Origin of the sequence: Saccharothrix coeruleofusca, from assembly GCF_014648515.1 — a bacterium.
Lineage (GTDB): Bacteria > Actinomycetota > Actinomycetes > Mycobacteriales > Pseudonocardiaceae > Actinosynnema > Actinosynnema coeruleofuscum.
This window is the reverse complement of sequence record NZ_BMRG01000001.1, coordinates 582,752-598,278: the sequence shown is the minus strand read 5'-3', so window position 1 is coordinate 598,278 and position 15,527 is coordinate 582,752. Positions and strand designations below refer to the sequence as shown.

The 15,527-nt window shown below is 72.9% G+C and carries 18 protein-coding genes; 7 read left to right on the top strand and 11 right to left on the bottom strand.

All coding sequences use genetic code 11. From position 1 onward, the window contains the following. On the top strand, positions 1-978 hold a 978-nt coding region (locus IEZ00_RS03115), incomplete at its 5' end, for a glycerophosphodiester phosphodiesterase (RefSeq protein WP_373293065.1). Here the strand turns inward: IEZ00_RS03115 and IEZ00_RS03110 are convergent. The 3 genes from IEZ00_RS03110 to IEZ00_RS03100 all read right to left on the bottom strand — a co-directional run bounded on the left by IEZ00_RS03110 (position 953) and on the right by IEZ00_RS03100 (position 4,034). Further along, complete coding sequence (locus IEZ00_RS03110; protein WP_189221763.1) at positions 953-2,020, bottom strand: LLM class flavin-dependent oxidoreductase; 1,068 nt, start codon at positions 2,018-2,020, stop codon at positions 953-955. The two genes, IEZ00_RS03115 and IEZ00_RS03110, sit on opposite strands and share 26 nt — an antisense overlap. A gap of 119 nt (positions 2,021-2,139) precedes the next feature. Further along, entirely contained in the window at positions 2,140-2,937 is a 798-nt protein-coding gene (locus tag IEZ00_RS03105) for a hypothetical protein (RefSeq protein WP_189221454.1), read from the bottom strand. Positions 2,938-3,095: 158 nt separating this feature from the next. Further along, positions 3,096-4,034, bottom strand: coding sequence for an NAD(P)-dependent alcohol dehydrogenase (locus tag IEZ00_RS03100; protein WP_189221453.1), 939 nt, complete (start codon positions 4,032-4,034; stop codon positions 3,096-3,098). Between the two features lie 84 nt (positions 4,035-4,118). Between IEZ00_RS03100 and IEZ00_RS03095 the strand changes: the two genes are divergently transcribed. Beyond that, entirely contained in the window at positions 4,119-4,754 is a 636-nt protein-coding gene (locus IEZ00_RS03095) for a TetR/AcrR family transcriptional regulator (RefSeq protein ID WP_229794969.1), read from the top strand. Between the two features lie 27 nt (positions 4,755-4,781). Here the strand turns inward: IEZ00_RS03095 and IEZ00_RS03090 are convergent, their stop codons facing one another. Continuing rightward, positions 4,782-6,047 (bottom strand): cytochrome P450, encoded by a 1,266-nt coding sequence (locus IEZ00_RS03090; RefSeq protein WP_189221452.1) that lies wholly within the window; start codon positions 6,045-6,047, stop codon positions 4,782-4,784. A 60-nt stretch (positions 6,048-6,107) separates the two neighbouring features. Between IEZ00_RS03090 and IEZ00_RS03085 the strand changes: the two genes are divergently transcribed. Genes IEZ00_RS03085 through IEZ00_RS03075 form a run of 3 tightly spaced genes read left to right on the top strand, consistent with a single transcriptional unit; the run spans position 6,108 to position 8,141 of the window. After that, positions 6,108-6,806 carry a glycerophosphodiester phosphodiesterase family protein gene (locus IEZ00_RS03085; RefSeq protein ID WP_189221451.1) on the top strand — a complete coding sequence of 233 codons (699 nt, stop codon included), beginning with the start codon at positions 6,108-6,110 and terminating at the stop codon, positions 6,804-6,806. A gap of 20 nt (positions 6,807-6,826) precedes the next feature. After that, positions 6,827-7,780 (top strand): DUF5926 family protein, encoded by a 954-nt coding sequence (locus IEZ00_RS03080; RefSeq protein WP_189221450.1) that lies wholly within the window; start codon positions 6,827-6,829, stop codon positions 7,778-7,780. Between the two features lie 37 nt (positions 7,781-7,817). Beyond that, positions 7,818-8,141 (top strand): DUF952 domain-containing protein, encoded by a 324-nt coding sequence (locus IEZ00_RS03075; RefSeq protein ID WP_189221449.1) that lies wholly within the window; start codon positions 7,818-7,820, stop codon positions 8,139-8,141. 31 nt (positions 8,142-8,172) lie between these two features. On the opposite strand, the gene IEZ00_RS03070 is transcribed toward IEZ00_RS03075, so the two are convergent. The 5 genes from IEZ00_RS03070 to IEZ00_RS03050 form a co-directional block, all read right to left on the bottom strand. Further along, entirely contained in the window at positions 8,173-8,730 is a 558-nt protein-coding gene (locus IEZ00_RS03070; RefSeq protein ID WP_189221448.1) for a ferritin, read from the bottom strand. A 91-nt stretch (positions 8,731-8,821) separates the two neighbouring features. Next, positions 8,822-10,066 carry an arginine deiminase gene (locus IEZ00_RS03065; RefSeq protein ID WP_372448502.1) on the bottom strand — a complete coding sequence of 415 codons (1,245 nt, stop codon included), beginning with the start codon at positions 10,064-10,066 and terminating at the stop codon, positions 8,822-8,824. A gap of 137 nt (positions 10,067-10,203) precedes the next feature. After that, the gene (locus IEZ00_RS03060) at positions 10,204-10,821 is read right to left on the bottom strand and encodes a GOLPH3/VPS74 family protein (RefSeq protein WP_189221447.1); all 618 of its coding nucleotides are present in this window, start codon (positions 10,819-10,821) and stop codon (positions 10,204-10,206) included. Positions 10,822-10,832: 11 nt separating this feature from the next. Continuing rightward, positions 10,833-11,597 (bottom strand): CPBP family intramembrane glutamic endopeptidase, encoded by a 765-nt coding sequence (locus IEZ00_RS03055; RefSeq protein WP_229794967.1) that lies wholly within the window; start codon positions 11,595-11,597, stop codon positions 10,833-10,835. Positions 11,598-11,606: 9 nt separating this feature from the next. Next, positions 11,607-12,365: a DUF2470 domain-containing protein gene (locus IEZ00_RS03050; RefSeq protein WP_189221446.1), complete on the bottom strand. Its 759-nt coding sequence runs from the start codon at positions 12,363-12,365 to the stop codon at positions 11,607-11,609. A gap of 90 nt (positions 12,366-12,455) precedes the next feature. On the opposite strand from IEZ00_RS03050, the gene IEZ00_RS03045 reads away from it, so the two are divergent. Next, the gene (locus tag IEZ00_RS03045; protein WP_229794965.1) at positions 12,456-12,968 is read left to right on the top strand and encodes a hypothetical protein; all 513 of its coding nucleotides are present in this window, start codon (positions 12,456-12,458) and stop codon (positions 12,966-12,968) included. 42 nt (positions 12,969-13,010) lie between these two features. Next, positions 13,011-13,490 (top strand): hypothetical protein, encoded by a 480-nt coding sequence (locus IEZ00_RS03040; RefSeq protein ID WP_189221445.1) that lies wholly within the window; start codon positions 13,011-13,013, stop codon positions 13,488-13,490. A gap of 48 nt (positions 13,491-13,538) precedes the next feature. Here IEZ00_RS03040 and IEZ00_RS03035 read toward each other — a convergent pair whose 3' ends face one another. Both IEZ00_RS03035 and IEZ00_RS03030 read right to left on the bottom strand, forming a co-directional pair. Then, complete coding sequence (locus tag IEZ00_RS03035) at positions 13,539-14,720, bottom strand: vWA domain-containing protein (protein ID WP_189221444.1); 1,182 nt, start codon at positions 14,718-14,720, stop codon at positions 13,539-13,541. Then, positions 14,717-15,527, bottom strand: an 811-nt coding sequence (locus tag IEZ00_RS03030; protein ID WP_229794964.1) for a DUF5682 family protein, incomplete at its 5' end; no start/stop codon positions are given. The genes IEZ00_RS03035 and IEZ00_RS03030, both read right to left, overlap by 4 nt.

Here is a 15,527-nt window from a genome sequence, read left to right as displayed (position 1 = left end):
ACGCTCCTGCTCCCCGGAGTGGCGAGCGCGCACAAGAAGCGCGACTTCGACCTCCAGGCGCACCGGGGTGGCATCGGCCTGACCGTCGAGAGCACCCTGGCCGCCTTCGACAAGGCCCTCGCGGTCGGCGTGACCACCCTGGAACTGGACGTCCAGATCACCGAGGACGGCCGCGAGGTGGTCACCCACGACCGCAAGACCAACCCGGCGAAGTGCGTCGACACCGCGCCCGCGTTCCCCGGTGACCCGGACTTCCCGTACGCGGGCAAGTACGTCAAGGACCTCACCTTCGCCCAGGTCCGCACCCTGGACTGCGGTTCGCGCCGCTGGTCGCAGTACCCGGACCAGGAGCTCTCGCCCGGCGCGCGGATGCCCACGCTCGCCGAGGTGTTCGCCCTGGTGCGCGCCCACCGGGCGTGGGACGTGAAGTTCAACATCGAGACCAAGGTCGAGGCCGCCGCCCCGCACGAGACCGCGCCGCGCGAGCGGTTCGTGGAGGTCACCGCGCGGGAGATCCGCAAGTCCGGCTTCTCCCGCAACGTCACCATCCAGTCCTTCGACTGGGGCACGCTGATGCTGTGGCGCAAGGCGGAGCCGCGCCTGCCGCTGGTCGCGCTGACCCAGCCGGAGTTCCTGCGCCCCGGCTCGCCGTGGACCGGCGGGCTGGAGCTGGCCGACTTCGGCGGCAGCGTGGTCCGGGCGGTGAAGAGCTTCGGCGCTTCCGCGCTGTCCCCGGTGCACGGCAACCCGCAGAACGGCGCCGTCAACGACCCGAACTACGTCCCGTTCACCACGAAAGCCCTGGTGGACGAGGCGCACCGGGCGGGGCTGAAGGTGGTGCCGTGGACCGTCAACGACGTGGCGACCATGCACAAGCTGATCGACGACGGCGTGGACGGCATCATCACCGACTACCCCGACCGGCTGCGGCAGGTGATGAAGGAGCGCGGGTTCAAGCTCCCGAAGCGCTACCGCTGAACGCGGGCATGATCTCGTCGTGGATGAGCCGCAGCTGCTCCTTCACGCCCGCCACCTTCGGCAGCTCCATCCCGGTGAAGGCGTTGACCAGGGCGGAGTCGGTGATGGCCAGGATGGCGTGGTTCATCCCGGCGGCGGCGACCTCGCTGCGCAGCTTGTCCGCGCACTCCTGCGGGGTGCCCGAGATGGAGAGCTTGTCGGCCAGTTCCGGCGGGGTCAGATCGTAGGCGCGCTGGAGGTCGCCGGTGCCCACGGCGGCGATGATGTCCCGCAGCGAGTCCGGGTCGACGCCGTTGCGCTCCAACTGCTCGGCCGGCATGGAGGAGGCGTAGAGGCCGACCATCGCCCGCGCCGCCTGACGTGCAGCGTCGGCGTCCGGACCGGTCGCGAACACCACCCACGCGCCCAGGTCCAGCGACTTCCAGTCCTTGCCCGCGCGTTCCGCGCCGATCCTGACGTTCTCCACCACGTAGTCGTAGGCGCTGCGGGTGTAGCTCAGGGCGTGGTGCACGCCGTCGGAGATCTCGCCCGCCGCCTGGAACGACTTCGGGCCGCGCATCGCGCCGAGCATCAGCGGCAGGTGCCGCTGCACGGGACGGGCGAAGGTGAACAGACCCCGGTAGTTGAAGAACTCGCCGACGTGCGTGATCGCGCCTTCGTCGAGGAAGGTGCGCATCACGCGGTGGGCTTCCCGCACGCGGGACAGCGGCTTGGTGGTCGTCCAGTCGACGCAGTACTGCGCGAGCAGGCCGAAGTTGCCGCTGGAGATCACGCACTCCGCGCGTCCGCCGGTCAGCTCGTCCAGCGTCGCCGCCGCCTGCGCGATCAGCGTCGGTTCGCGCAGGGTGACCGGTGACAGGCTCGGCCCGAACCGGATGGTGCGGGTCCGGCCCGCCGCGGCGGCGAAGAGCTGCCACATGTCCTTGTGCCAGGTCTCGTCGGCCGCGTAGACCGCGTGGAAGCCGAGCTGGTCGGCCAGCTCGATCGCGGCCAGGGATTCGTGGAGCGGGTAGTCGGGCAGCATCGCGTAGCTGAACTTCATGGTCCCCACGCCACCCGACGCTAACGCCGACTGTCCCACCCCAGCTACCGCCAACCAGTCCCTCTCGCGAACCGAGCGTTCGGGCACCGCGAACCGAGCGTTCGCGGTGCCCGGAAGCACTACGCCTGCCCGACGAAGACCGCCTTGTCGGCCCCGAAGGTGGGCTGGAGGGCGATCTGCATCTCGCCCGGCTGCGCGCCGACCGCGTACGACACCTCGTAGGTGTAGGTCTTGCCGGGCAGGATCGTGGCCGAGTCGAGGCCGCCGCCGCACCCACCGCTGGAGTCGAAGATCTTCTCGGCGGTCCGACCGTCGAACTGCGCGTTGTCCCCGATGGTCAGCAGCCCGGCCTCGAACGGCTTGTCGGTGCCGTTGACGACCGTGACGGTGAACTTCACCGCGCGGGCCACGTCCTGGGGCGCGGAGAACTGGCCGGGCGTGCAGGCGGCAGGAGCCGAGATCTCGACGGCCAGGCCGTCCTTCCAGGTGTAGCGCTTGCCCCAGGTCGGGGTCTCCGCACTCGGGGTCTGGGCAGCGGGGGGCTGGGCGGCCTGCTCGGGAGCCGCCGACTGGCCGCTGCCCTCGCTGACCTGGCCCTGGTTGGTCGAGCCGTTGATGATCTCGTCGAGCTCCTTCACGGCCGCCGCCTGCGCGGCCACGGTGAACGCGATCCCCGCGACACACAGCACGACACCGATGATCGCCAGCACCTTCCGGGTGCCGAACAGCGCGATGACACCCAGGACCAGGCCCACGCCCGCCACGATGGCGGTCAAGTTGTTCAGGATGATGATGGGCGAGCCGACCACCCCGACAATGCCCAGGATCAGAGCGGTCCAGGCGAGCGCGCCGAACTTCGCCGGTTTCGGCGGCGCGGGCTGCGGAGGGTAGTACTGCGGTGCCTCAGGGTGAGTCATGGCAATCTCCTTGATCAAACGTCCTCCGGAAAGTCGTCAACGATCCGGATGGCGTTAGCAGGAGTCACGATAATAGTCGCAGTTGTGATTTTCGCGGGTTTTCGGCATCATTTCGGTAAAGGTGTAACGAGCCGACCCCTAAAAACGATCGTGCGCGGTCAAGCCACTCGCACGACGTGTTTGCCGCGCACGCCGCCCGCTTCCAGCGCCCGGTGCGCGCCCGCGATGTCGGCCAGCGGCCACACCGTGTCGACCACGGGCCGGATGGCGCCGCTCTCCACGTACCCCGCCAGGTCCTCGAACAGCGGGGTCCTGGGGTTGCCGCTGAAGAACCGCACCCGCCGCGACCCGAACACCACCGATCCGAGGACGTAGCCCAGCGACGACGCCAAGTGGTCGGTGTCGAACGTGATGCCCACCATCCGCCCGCCGGGGCGGAGCAGCCGCCGGTACGCGCGCAGCTCGCTGCCCGCCGTGTCCAGCACGACGTCGAAGGTGCCCAGGTCGGACGGCTTGGTGGTGCGGTAGTCGAACACCTCGTCCGCGCCCAGCTCGCGCACCAGGTCCAGGTTCTTCGCCCCGGCCAGCCCGGTGACGCGCGCCCCCATCGCCTTGCCGAGCTGCACGGCGATGCAGCCGACGCCGCCGCTGGCCCCGCGCACGAGCAGCCGCTCACCCGGCTTGAGGCGGGCCTTGTCGCGCAGCGCGGTGATCGCCGTCGTGCCGACGGGCAGCGCCGCGGCCTCGACCGGGTCGAGCCCGGCGGGCAGGCGCGAGACGTGGTCCGGGGGCACCGCGACGAATTCCGCGGCGCTGCCGTGGGCCGTCCGCCCGGCCAATCCCCACACCAGGTCGCCCGCTTTCAGGCCGGCGGCGGGGGAGACGACTTCCCCGGTGAAGTCGATGCCGATCCTCTTGGGGAACTTCCGGCCGCTCAGCGGACTCAGTTTCCCGGCCCGCATGTACAGTTCGCCGCCGTTCACGCTGGTGGCGACGACGCGGATCAGCGCCTCACCTTCTCCGGGAACCGGTTCGGGCACTTCGCCCTCGTACAGCACTTCGGGTGGCCCGTAGCGGTCGTACAGAGCTGCGCGCATTTCTCACCATTCGTAGGAGTGCCTTTGAAAACACGCTAGCACGGTAATCGGAAAAGGCTCTCCACTTGCGGTAAAGTGATAGTCGTGAAGACGGAACCTTCTCGGATCGGGCTGCGGGTGGACGCGCAGCACAACCGCGACCGCATCCTGGAGGTCGCCGCGGACGCGTTCGCCGAACTCGGCCTGGACGTGCCGATGATCGAGATCGCCCGCCGCGCGGAGGTCGGCGTCGCGACGCTGTACCGCCGCTTCCCGACCAAGAGCGCGCTGGTCCACGAGGTCTTCGCGGACCAGCTGACGACCTGCGCGGCGGCCGTGGACGACGGTCTGGCCGACCCCGACCCGTGGCGCGGCTTCTGCTCGGTGATCGAGAAGATCTGCGCCATGCAGGTGGCCGACCGGGGCTTCACCGCCGTGTTCCTGTCGACCTTCCCCGAGCGGGAGGCCAACGTGGCCGAGCGGGCCCGCGCCGAGCGCCAGTTCGCCGAGCTGGTGCGGCGCGCCAAGGAGGCCGGGAAGCTGCGCCGGGACTTCGCGCACAGCGACCTGACGCTGCTGATCATGGCCAACAACGGGGTGGCCGGGTCGGCGGGCGAAGCGGCGGCGGCGGCCTCGCGCAGGCTCGTCGGCTACCTGCTCCAGTCCTTCCGCGCCGAGCAGGCGCAGCCGCTGCCCGCCCCGGCCCCGATCAACCTGCAGGACTTGTTCTGCCGCAGCTGAGCCACGCTGCGGGTGGGCGGGTAGTAGTTAGCGGCTCATTGGGAGGGGGCGGGTAGTACTTGCAGGCGCGGTGAGGGGGAGGGTGTGCAGGCCGCGCATGACGAACTCGGCGCGGCGGTGGGGTTCGGCGGCCAGCTCGATGCCGGGCAGCTTGCGGACCAGCGAGCCCAGCGCCGCCTGCACCTCGATGCGGGCCAGCGGCGCGCCCAGGCAGTAGTGCACGCCCATGCCGAACCCCAGGTGCGGGTTGGGGGAGCGGCCGATGTCCAGCCGGTCGGGGTCGGCGAACACGCGCGGGTCCCTGGCCGCCGCGCCGAGCAGGGCGGCGATCTTCTGGCCGGGCTCGACCACGTGCCCGGCGATCTCCACCGGCCGCGTCGCGGTGCGCTCGAACAGCTGCAGCGGCGAGTCGTACCGGATCAGCTCCTCCACGGCGGTGGGCAGCAGGGAGGGGTCGGCGACCAGGCGTTCCCACTGCTCGCGGTGCCGCATCAGGGCCAGCACGCCGTTGCCGATGACGTTCACGGTGGCCTCGTGGCCCGCCATGAGCAGCAGCACCGACGTGGCCACCAGCTCGTCCTCGGTCAGCTTCGCGCCGTCGGTGTCGGTCACCGCGACCAGGCTGGACACCATGTCGTCGCCGGGTTCCGCGCGCCGTCGCGCGGCCAGCTCGCGCAGGTAGGCCACGAACTCGCCGGACGCCCGCTCGGCGGCGGCGCGCTGCTCCTCGGGCAGGCCGTACTCGTACATCTTCACGATGGTGTTCGACCAGGGTTGCAGCAGCGGCCGGTCGGCCTCGGGCACGCCCAGCAGCTCCGCGATCACCTCGACGGGCAGCGGCCCGGCCACGTGGGTCAGCAGGTCGGCCGAGCCCTCGTCGCGGATGCGCGCGGCGAGGTCGTCCACCAGGCGGTCGGCCAGCCGGGCGACCCAGGGCCGCAGCCGCTCGACGTGGCCGCGCCCGAAGGCGCTGGCGACCAGGCGGCGCAGCCGGGTGTGCGTGGGCGGCTCGTTCTCCAGCAGCGAGTTGCGGTGCAGCAGGTTGAACGAGGTGAACGCCTCGACGGGGCGGGCGTCGGTCCAGATCCGGCCGAGGTCGCGGTGCCGGAGCACGGCCGAGGACGCCGCGTGCGACACCGCCACCGCCAGGCCCATGCCCTCGTGGTGGTGCACTTCGCCGCGTTCGCGCAGCTCCGCGAACGCGGGGTACGGGTCGGCGAGGAAGGCGGGGTCACGCGGGTCGAAGAGGAGCACGGTCACGGACGGTAGTTCGTGAGACGGGATTACGTCCATCAGGTTACTTGTTGGCGCAAATATTGAGATGTTGGTGACGTCGGGTCACCATCGGTGGTCGTGGACACCGAAGTCGTCGCCCATCGAGGGGCCTCCGCCGCCCGCGCCGAGCACACCCTCGCCGCCTACGAGTTGGCCCTGCGCGAGGGGGCCGACGGGCTGGAGTGCGACGTCCGGCTCACCCGCGACGGCCACCTGGTCTGCGTCCACGACCGCACGATCGGGCGAACCAGCGACGGCGCGGGCGCGGTCGGCGCGCTGACCCTGGCCCAGCTCCGGCGGCACGACTTCGGCTCCTGGCACGGCGGCGAACCCGCCGAGGTGCTGACGTTCGAGCAGCTCGCGGGCCTGGCCGCCGATCACCGGGTGCGGCTGTTCGCGGAGACCAAGCACCCCGTCCGCCAGGGCGGGCGGGTCGAGCGGGAACTCGCGCGGGCGCTGTCCCGCTACCGCCTCGACGCGCACATGATGTCGTTCTCGCCGCTGGCGGTGCGCCGGTTCAAGGCGCTGCGCCCGGACGTGCCCACCGTGCTGCTGCTCGACCGGTTCTGGCCGCGACGCCTCCCCACCTGGGCCGACGTCGCCGGACCCGGCGTGCACCTGCTGCGCAGGCACCCCGGTCGCGGCGCGGGCGCCTACTGCTGGACCGTGGACGACCCGGCCGACGTGGCGCTGTGCCGGGAGCGCGGCGTGCGGTTCCTGGCCACCGACAACCCGGCTCGAACTCGCGGGCTGCTTGCGGCTAACTTGTCGCCCTGAACGCACAAGGAGGCGGCGGCGTGGCCAAGCGGACGGCTCTGAAGGACAAGAACAAGCCTGCGGACGGGATCAACCCCCGCCAGCCGTGCCCGTGCGGCTCCGGCAAGCGCTACAAGGCCTGCCACGGCGGCGCGGGCGGCGCGGCCGACGTGATCGTGGCCCGCCCGTTCGAGGGGCTGCGGGCCGAGGCCGAGCTGATCGCGCTGCGCGAGTTCGTGCCGTCCGCGACGGTGAAGCTGCCGCTGAAGGACCAGGGCGCGCGGGAGGTCTTCCTGGCCTCGGTGCTGCCGATGGCCGCGGCGGGCGTGATCCGCGGCGACGGCACCGCGTTCGTCGGCCTGCAGGTGCAGACCCGCTCCGGCGACCTCAGCCGCGACCTGGCCCGCGCCGTGCGGTGGGCGCTGACCGCCGAGACCGGCGAGGCGCTGCCCGTGGTCGGCCCGGACGACGGCAGCGACCCCGGCCGCCTGCAGGACCTGCTCGACCCCGAGGCCGGGATCACCCCCGAGCTGCACGCCGACTTCGGCTGGTGGATGCCGCCGGGCAGCGAGCCCACCGGCGAGGTGGCGCTGTCGCTGGAGCGCGCCAACGCGGCCGTGCTGCCCACCGAGCGGGTCTCCGCACCCGGCGTCACCGCCGCCTACTGGGTCGACGCGGGCGACAAGGCGCACCTGCGCTGGGTCCGCCCCGAGCCGGAGGAGCGGCTGCTGGCGGCCATGGCGCGGCTGTCCGTGCGCGGCGAGCTGGACCTGGGGGAGGGCTCGCGGTACGCGGGCTCGTTCCGCGCCCACGGCCTGCTGGTGCCGGTGTGGGACCTGGACCGGGAGATGCACTCCAGCGAGTGGGCCGGTCCGGCGGAGGGCCTGGGCAAGCGCCTGTCCGACGCGCTGACCAGCCTCGACACCGAGCCGCTGACCGAGGCCGAGCGGCGCTCGCGGGACGGTCTGCGCGGGCGGCAGATCACCCTGCGCTGACCTGTCCACAGGTCTGTCCACAGGAGGGTGTGGATAAATGCTGGTGCGGATCAGCTCGCGCCCGGACTGGGCGCGGGCGCGCGAGGACGGCGCGATCCCGCTCGACCCGGACGGGTTCGTGCACTGCTCCGACCCCGGCACCGTGCACATCCCCGCCAACCTGTTCCACGCCGGGCGCGAGGACCTGGTGCTGCTGGTGATCGACCCGGAGGGCCTGCCGCTGCTGTACGAACCGGGGGAGACCGAGGCCGGGCCGTGGTTCCCGCACGTCTACGGCCCGATCCCGGCCGACGCGGTGGTGGCGGTGCACGACTTCCCGCCCGACCCGGACGGGAAGTTCCGCCCGCTGCCCGTGCTGTGACCGGGGCCCACCCGGCCACAGCACGGCGCGGTCAGAGCGCGCCGCCCGCCGCGCGCGGGGCGGTCGGGTCGGCGGCCTCGCCGACCTGCTCGCGGGCCAGGAAGTTCTCCACGTGGAACAGGTTGCCGCCCGCGCGGTCGACCACGTTGAGCAGCGTGCTCATCGACGCGACCTCCTCCACCTGCTCCTTGAGGAACCACTGCAGGAACTGCTCGCCGAGGTAGTCGCCCTCCTCGCGGGCGGTCTCGGCCAGCGCCACGATCTGCTCGGTGACCGCCTTCTCCTGCTGCAGCGCCAGCTCCACCGGCTCGCGCGCGTCGGTGAAGTCGTTGCGCACCTCGTCGACGCCGGGAATCGTCACCTTCAGGTCGTTGTCCATCAAGTACTGCACGATCATCATCGCGTGGTTGCGCTCTTCCAGCGACTGCTTGTAGAAGTGCGCGGCCAGTCGCGGCAGGTCGTTGTCGTCGAACCACACCGCGATGGCCACGTACTGCTGTGACGCGGTGAACTCGTTGCGCACCTGGGCCTGCAGCAACTCGTGGAACCGGGACGACTTCGGAGTAATCTTCTTGATGTTCAGGGCCATGCCGGAAGAATAACCGAAAATATTCACGTCCGCATTTGAGGCAAGGCTGTGCGAAATTAGGTCAGCATTACCTGGGAAAGGTAAGGCGAACCTATTTCAGGGCCATCCGGTCGATCGGGCAGGACATGCACCGCGGCCCGCCGCGCCCGGAGCCCAGCTCCGAGCCGCTGATCCGCAGCACCTCCACACCCGCCTCCTCCAGCCGCGCGTTGGTCTCCACGTTGCGCTCGTAGGCCACCACCAGCCCCGGCGCGACGGCCAGCGTGTTGTTGCCGTCGTCCCACTGCTCGCGCTCGGCGGTCACCGGGTCCAGGCCGGTGTCGATGACCCGCAGCCGGTCGATGCCCATCGCCTCCGCCGCGGCCTCCAGGAACGGCACCGGGCCCTCCACCACCACGCCGTCGCCGTCCGCGCGCACCGGGTAGGCGAACAGGTTGTCCCGCACCGCCGGGTACATCACCACCGCGTCGCGGTCGACCATCGTGCACACCGTGTCCAGGTGCATGGTGGCCCGCTCCTGGGTGATCGGCACCGCCAGCACGGTGTGCGCCAGGCCGTCGGCCAGCGCCGAGCGGGCGAACGACTCCGCGCCCGCCGGAGTGGTGCGCTCGCCCACGCCGATGGCCAGCACGCCCGGCGCGAGCAGCAGCACGTCACCGCCCTCCACCGGCGCGGAGTGCGCCCCGTACGCGCGGCCGGTTTTGGCGAAGCGCGGGTGGTAGGCGTAGATCAGGTCGGTCAGCGCCGTCTCGCGGTCGCGCGCGGGCATCGCCAGCGAGGTGATCGCCACCCGGTCGCCCACCCACACCGACGAGTCGCGGGTGAACAGCAGGTTCGGCAGCGGGTCCACGGCGAAGTCGTGCGGGTGGTGCATCCGCCGCACCAGCGACGCGCCCTCGGCGGCGGGCAGCTCCTCGAACGTCATGCCCGTCATCAGCGCGGTGGCCAGCTGCCGGGGGCTGACCGAGGACAGGTGCGAGCGCAGCGCGTCGGCCAGGTCGATGCCCAGCCTGCGCTCGTTGACCGCGCTGTGCACGCCCGCGATCCGCGCCCGGTCGTCGTGCAGCGCCTTGACCAGCAGGTCGGCCAGCAGCAGCACCTCGACCCCGCGCGAGCGCAGCACCTCGGCGAACGCGTCGTGCTCCTCCTGGGCCCGGTCGACCCACGGCACGCCGTCGAACAGCAGCTGGTCGTTGTTGCGCGGGGTGAGCCGCTTGAGCTCGGCGCCGGGCCGGTGCAGCAGCACCGTGCGCAGCGGGCCGACTTCGCTGTCCACCCTGGGCGCCGGGCCGGGCACGGCGTCGGGGGCCTGCGTCTGGGCGATCTCGGCAGTCACGCACCCGAGGGTAATGCCGGATCATCGGATAATGCAGCTCAAACCGGTGCGATCCGGCGAAATTTACCGCATTCCCTCTCCAAACCGACGATTCGTTAAGCATTCGGCGGCATCGGCCGTTCAAACGTTGTCCGCGCTCAACCGGTCGCCGCCTGGTGCTCCTCGATCGCCTTGCGGACCGCCGTGGCCGCCCAGTCGCCCTCGGAGAACTCCTTGAGCCGGGTCCGCACCCGGCTCCTGGGCAGGTCGGGGAACACCTGCCGGTCGTAGCGCACCGCCCTGACCAGCGCGCCCAGCGCCGCCGTGCGCGGCTCCACCGGCCCGTCGCCGGTCACCGCCGCGACCAGCCGCCCGCGCGCCTCGGTCTCCGCCTCAGGCTCCCGGCCGCCCGGCGACGGGTACCGGGTGCGCGGGAACACCCACAGCACCCGGCCCTTCTCGCGGCGCAGCACGCCCGCGCCGACCAGGCCGTCCAGCACCTGCGTGGTGAGCCCCTTGCTCAGCTTGGCCACCCACCACTTGGGCTTGCGCGGCTTGTCCGCCGCGATCCGGGCCAGCACCGCGCGCACGGCGGGCTCCTGCGGCGGCGTCGGGTCCAGCACCGCGACCCTCCGGTCCACCACGTCCACGCGCCCCGCCAGCGCCAGCTCCGCCAGCAGCGCACCCGCCAGGCCGTAGCCGAGCGCGGGCTGCCCGACCCTGGCCGCGCCGCTGTCGTCGTAGGCGAGCAGGGCCAGCTCCTCGGCGAGGTTCATGCCCGGATTCTCTACGGCAACCAGGACACGTGCCCGCGCAACAGCGCATAACCGACGAAAGCCACCACGTCCAGCAGCGCGTGCGCGCCGATCAGCGGCCACAGCCGGTTCGTGCGCTGCCACACCCTGCCGAACACCAGGCCCATCACCACGTTGCCGATGAACCCGCCGAAGCCCTGGTACAGGTGGTAGGAGCCGCGCAGCACGGCGGCGGCCACCAACGACGTGTTCTCCCGCCACCCCAACTGCCGCAGCCGCGTGATGAAGTACCCCACCACCAGCACTTCCTCGGCCCAGGCGTTGCCCACGGCGGACAGCACCAGCGCCACCGAGCGCCACCACGACTCGTCCAGCGTCGAGGGCTGCACCGCCAGGTTCAGCCCCAGGTTCCACGCCACCAGGTAGAACACCACGCCGGGGATGCCGATCAGCGCGGCCAGGCCCACGCTGCCCAGCGCGTCCGGGCCGATCCGCGCCCGGTCCAGGCCGATGGCCCGCACCGCGATCCCGCCGCGCCACAGCAGGTACAGCCCCAGACCGCCCCACGCCGCCAGCTGCAGCACGCCCAGCAGCTGGGCGAGCAGGTCCAGCAGGTCGAACCGCGCCTGCGGCACGTTGATCGCCACCGACTGCTGGTTCAGCGGCACCGGGTCGAACAGGCTGTCCAGCAGCCGCACCAGGCTGCGCAGCCCGGACAGGCCGAGGGTGATGCTGAAGACCAGCAGCAGTTCCAGCTGGTAGCCGCGTCGCTGGGACTCGTCGAACGGGGCGATCACCCCCGTACGCTACCCGCGCCGCGCCAGGAAGGGGCAGCCCATCAGCCTGCGCAGCTCCACCGACAGCTCCTGCGCGGTGCGCACCGGCCGGGAGAACGAGATCCGCACGTCGTGGTCGGCGTCGGCCGCCTCCACCCGCAGCCGCAGCCCGAACCGGTCCAGGCCCAGCGGCCGGACGTGGCCGCCGCGCAGCTCCTCGGGCAGGTGCTGGGACAGCAGGCCCACCACGTCGCGGTGGGACAGCTCCAGGTGCCGCAGCCAGTGGTCCTCGTGCGCGCAGAACGGGTCCGGGTCGGCCTGGGCGAAGTGCTCGGGCCGCAGCGAGGAGGTGCCCTCGGCGTCGGCCACCACCAGCGACGCGGGCACCAGCCGCAGCACCGAGGTGCCGTGGCCGACGTCGAGCAGCCGGGGGTCGGGCCGGTGCTCGGCCACCTCCACCGCCGCCTCGCGGGCCTCGCGCGGCTCCAGGGCGCGCAGCCAGCCGGTGATCCACAGCAGCCCGCGCACGGGCTCCCGCAGCGCCACCGGCGCGTGGTCGGCGACCTCCAGCATCGCGGTCACCTCGGCGCCGCGCGCCGCCGCGACCAGCGGGTGCCCGTCGGGCAGCAGCACCGTCGCCTCGCCGCGCGCGTGCACGTGGTGCAGCACCGGGACGACCCGGTCCTCGGTGCCGTCCGAGGGCAGCAGGGCCGCACGCCCGCCCCTGGCGGCGATGGTCCGCGCGCGCTCCGCGGGGTGCGGGGCGGGCGGTCGACGGTTCTGGGTCACCGCGCACCTCCCAACTTAGGCGAGCCTAACTTGCTGTTGGTCGCGCGCGGAAGTCCCTCGTCGGACGTAACCTGATCGTGCTGGCGGAGGGTGACCGTGGTGCTGCCGAACCAGCCGTCCACCGAGGGGACGGCCCTCGACGACCGGTGGACCCAGCACTGCCTGGAGCGGGCGAGCAGGCGCGCGTTCGGCTGGACCGCGCTGGGCGCGCTGGCGTTCCTGGCGCAGTTGCTGCTGGTCCTGCGCATCGGCGCGGCATCGCCGCTGCCGGTGCTGCTGCTGGCGTTCTCCCTCGCCGTGGTGGCGTGGGCGCTGCGGAGCAGGCCGCCCCTGCCGCCGCTGATGGCCGACGAACCCTGGCTGTTCGCGCGGGTGCACTGGCGCAACGGCAGGCTCGTCGTGCACGGCACCCGCCCGCTCGTGCTCGACGTGCGCGGCGCGGGGCCGCTGGTGCGCGGCCGGATCAGGCGGCACCGCCGCGCCTGGCTGGTCCGCCCCGACCCGGCGGGCAACACCGTGGTCGCCTTCCGCGGCGTGCCCCGGCTGTTCCCCGCCGAGGTGCTGCGCGCGCCCGCTCCGCGCGCCCGCCGCCGGTCGGCTTGACCAGGGTGTTTCACCGGTCGGCGGCACGGCTACCCGGTGGGCGTGACCACCAGCCTCATCGCCCGCGAGTGGACGGACCGGTGCCTGGCCCGCGCCGACCGCCGGGCGGTGGTGTTCATCGCCGTGGCGGTGGCCTCCTTCGGCGTGCTCTGCCTGGTCGCGGCGTGGCTGGACTCCAAGTGGGTGTTCGCGCTGACCCCGCTGTGCGTCGAGTTCGCCGTGCCCGGCCTGCGCCACTTCTGCGCCCGTCGCCGGGTGCGCGCGCTGTCGGCGGCCTACCCGTGGGAGCGGGTCGCCGTGGCCTTCGTGCCCGGCCGCGCCCGCGTGGGCTGGCAGTCCTACCTGGAGACCGACCGATCCGACCGCACCTTCCTGCGCCTGCCCGCGCTGCCCGAGCGCGTCCGCGACCACCTGCGGCGCACCGGCGAGGTGTGGATGGCGGGCCCCGACGAGCACGGCCGCGCCGCCGTGCTCACGCGGGGCAAGCCGTTCCTGACCCTGGGCCGCGTGGTCGTGCGCTGAAGTCGGGCGCTGAAGTCGGGCGCTGAAGTCCTGCGCTGAGGGTGGGGGTCAGCGGCCCACCGCCATGCCCTCGCGCTCCGCCCAGCCCGCCACGTCCTCCTTCCGCAGCGCCGTGGCCAGCAGGTCCGGGAACTTGTCCGGGGTGCACGCGAACGACGGCGCGCCCAGCTCCGACAGCCGGGCGGCCAGCTCGTGGTCGTAGGCGGGCGTCCCGCTGTCCGACAGCGCCAGCAGCACCACCACGGTGACCCCGCTCTGCACCAGCTCCCGCACCCGGCGCTGCAGCTCCCGCGCCACACCGCCCTCGTACAGGTCGCTGATCAGCACCATCACCGTGTCGGTCGGCCTGCGCACCAGCGACTGCCCGTAGGCCACCGCCCGGTTGATATCCGTGCCGCCACCCAGCTGGGTGGAGAACAGCAGGTCCACCGGGTCCTTCAGCTCCTCGGTCAGGTCCACCACCTCGGTGTCGAACACGACGAGCTTGGTGTCGATGGACCGGATCGACGCCAGCGAGGCGCCCAGCACCGCCGAGTACACCACCGACTCGGCCATCGACCCGGACTGGTCGACCAGCAGCACCACGTCCCGCAGCGACGCGGTGCGGCTGCGCCTGCTGTGCCCGATCAGGTCCTGCACCACCACGGTCCGCTGCTCGGGCTGGTAGTGCCGGAGGTTGGCCCGGATCGTCGCCGACCAGTCCACGTCGGCCAGCCTCGGCCTGCGGGTGCGCCGGGACCGGTCGACCGCGCCGTGCACCGCGGCCACCAGCCGGTCCGCCAGCCGCCGCTCGATCTCCTCGACCACCTTGCGCACCACGGCCCGCGCGGTCTCGCGGGTGCGCGCCGGGATGGCCCGCGACAGCGACACCAGCGTGCCCACCAGGCTCACGTCCGGCTCCACGCTGGACAGCAGCTCCGGCTCCAGCAGCAGCTGCCGCAGCCCCAGCCGCTCCACCGCGTCCCGCTGCATGACCTGCACCACCGACGACGGGAAGTACTGGCGCACGTCGCCCAGCCAGCGGTGCAGCACCGGCGAGGAACCGCCCAGCCCCGCACCGCGCTTGCCGCCGCCCTCAGGGGCGTCGCCGGGCGCGCCCCCGCCGTACAGGCCGGTCAGCGCGGCGTCGCGGCGGCGGTCGTCCTCGCCCAGCGCGGTCAGCTCGCCCGCCGCCCCGCCCAGCAGCAGCCGCCACCGCCGCAGCCGCTCGACCTCCTCGGTGCCGGTCACGAGCCCACCCCCGTCAACAGTCCGCGCACGTGCGCCGCCAGCCGCGCGGCCAGCTCCTCGTCCCACTCGCCGCCCGCGCGGACGCCCACCCCGCCGCCGGACACGCGCTCGCCCAGCATCCGCCGCTCCGCCGGGCTGAACTCCGACACCGCCCGCCGCAGCAGCGGCAGCGCCGCCTCGAAATCACCGCCGGACAGCCCCGTCAGCCACTCGTCGACCACCGCGAACAGCCGCGCGTCGGCCGCCAGCAGCGCCGCCGAGCCGCGCAGGAAGCCCGCCACGAACGCGGTCGCGCCCGCCGCCAGCGACACCGCCCGGTGCAGCCGCGCCGCCACCGCGTCGGAGTCGAGCACGCCCGCCTCCCACAGCAGCCGGGTGGCCCGCCCGGCGGGCAGGCCGTGCGCGTCGGGCATCCCGACCAGCGCGACCAGCGCCCGCCGCCACGTCTCGCGGTGCTCCTCGTCGGCGGCCAGGCGGACCGCGTCGTCCGCGCCGTCCACCGCCGCCAGCGCGCGTTCGGCGGTCTCGTCGTCCACGCCCCGGCACGCCAGCGGCAGACCCACCGCGCCGCGCGCCAGCAGGCCGTGCAGCGCCACCCGCAGCAGCTCGGGGTCCGTGCCCCGCACCGAGCCGTAGCGGACCGTGGTGGCCAGGTCCGGCAGCGCCGACAGCAGCTCCACCGCGTCCGTGGCCGCCGCCGCGCACCGGTCCAGCGCGGTGCGCGCCGCCGCCACCGCCTCGGGCAGCTCGCAGCCGACCGCCTCGGACAGCACCCCGGCCGCCTCCGCGACCCGTTGTGCCTCGGCC

What these genes read in the sequence shown, in the direction of transcription:
- IEZ00_RS03090 (WP_189221452.1), bottom strand. Translation starts at nt 6,047, where the DNA reads ATGGACGTAATCCCGTCTCACGAACTACCGTCCGTGACCGTGCTCCTC.
- IEZ00_RS03070 (WP_189221448.1), bottom strand. Translation starts at nt 8,730, where the DNA reads ATGGCCCTGAACATCAAGAAGATTACTCCGAAGTCGTCCCGGTTCCAC.
- IEZ00_RS03105 (WP_189221454.1), bottom strand. Translation starts at nt 2,937, where the DNA reads ATGACTCACCCTGAGGCACCGCAGTACTACCCTCCGCAGCCCGCGCCG.
- IEZ00_RS03060 (WP_189221447.1), bottom strand. Translation starts at nt 10,821, where the DNA reads ATGAACCTCGCCGAGGAGCTGGCCCTGCTCGCCTACGACGACAGCGGC.
- IEZ00_RS03110 (WP_189221763.1), bottom strand. Translation starts at nt 2,020, where the DNA reads ATGAAGTTCAGCTACGCGATGCTGCCCGACTACCCGCTCCACGAATCC.
- IEZ00_RS03100 (WP_189221453.1), bottom strand. Translation starts at nt 4,034, where the DNA reads ATGCGCGCAGCTCTGTACGACCGCTACGGGCCACCCGAAGTGCTGTAC.
- IEZ00_RS03075 (WP_189221449.1), top strand. Translation starts at nt 7,818, where the DNA reads ATGCTGGTGCGGATCAGCTCGCGCCCGGACTGGGCGCGGGCGCGCGAG.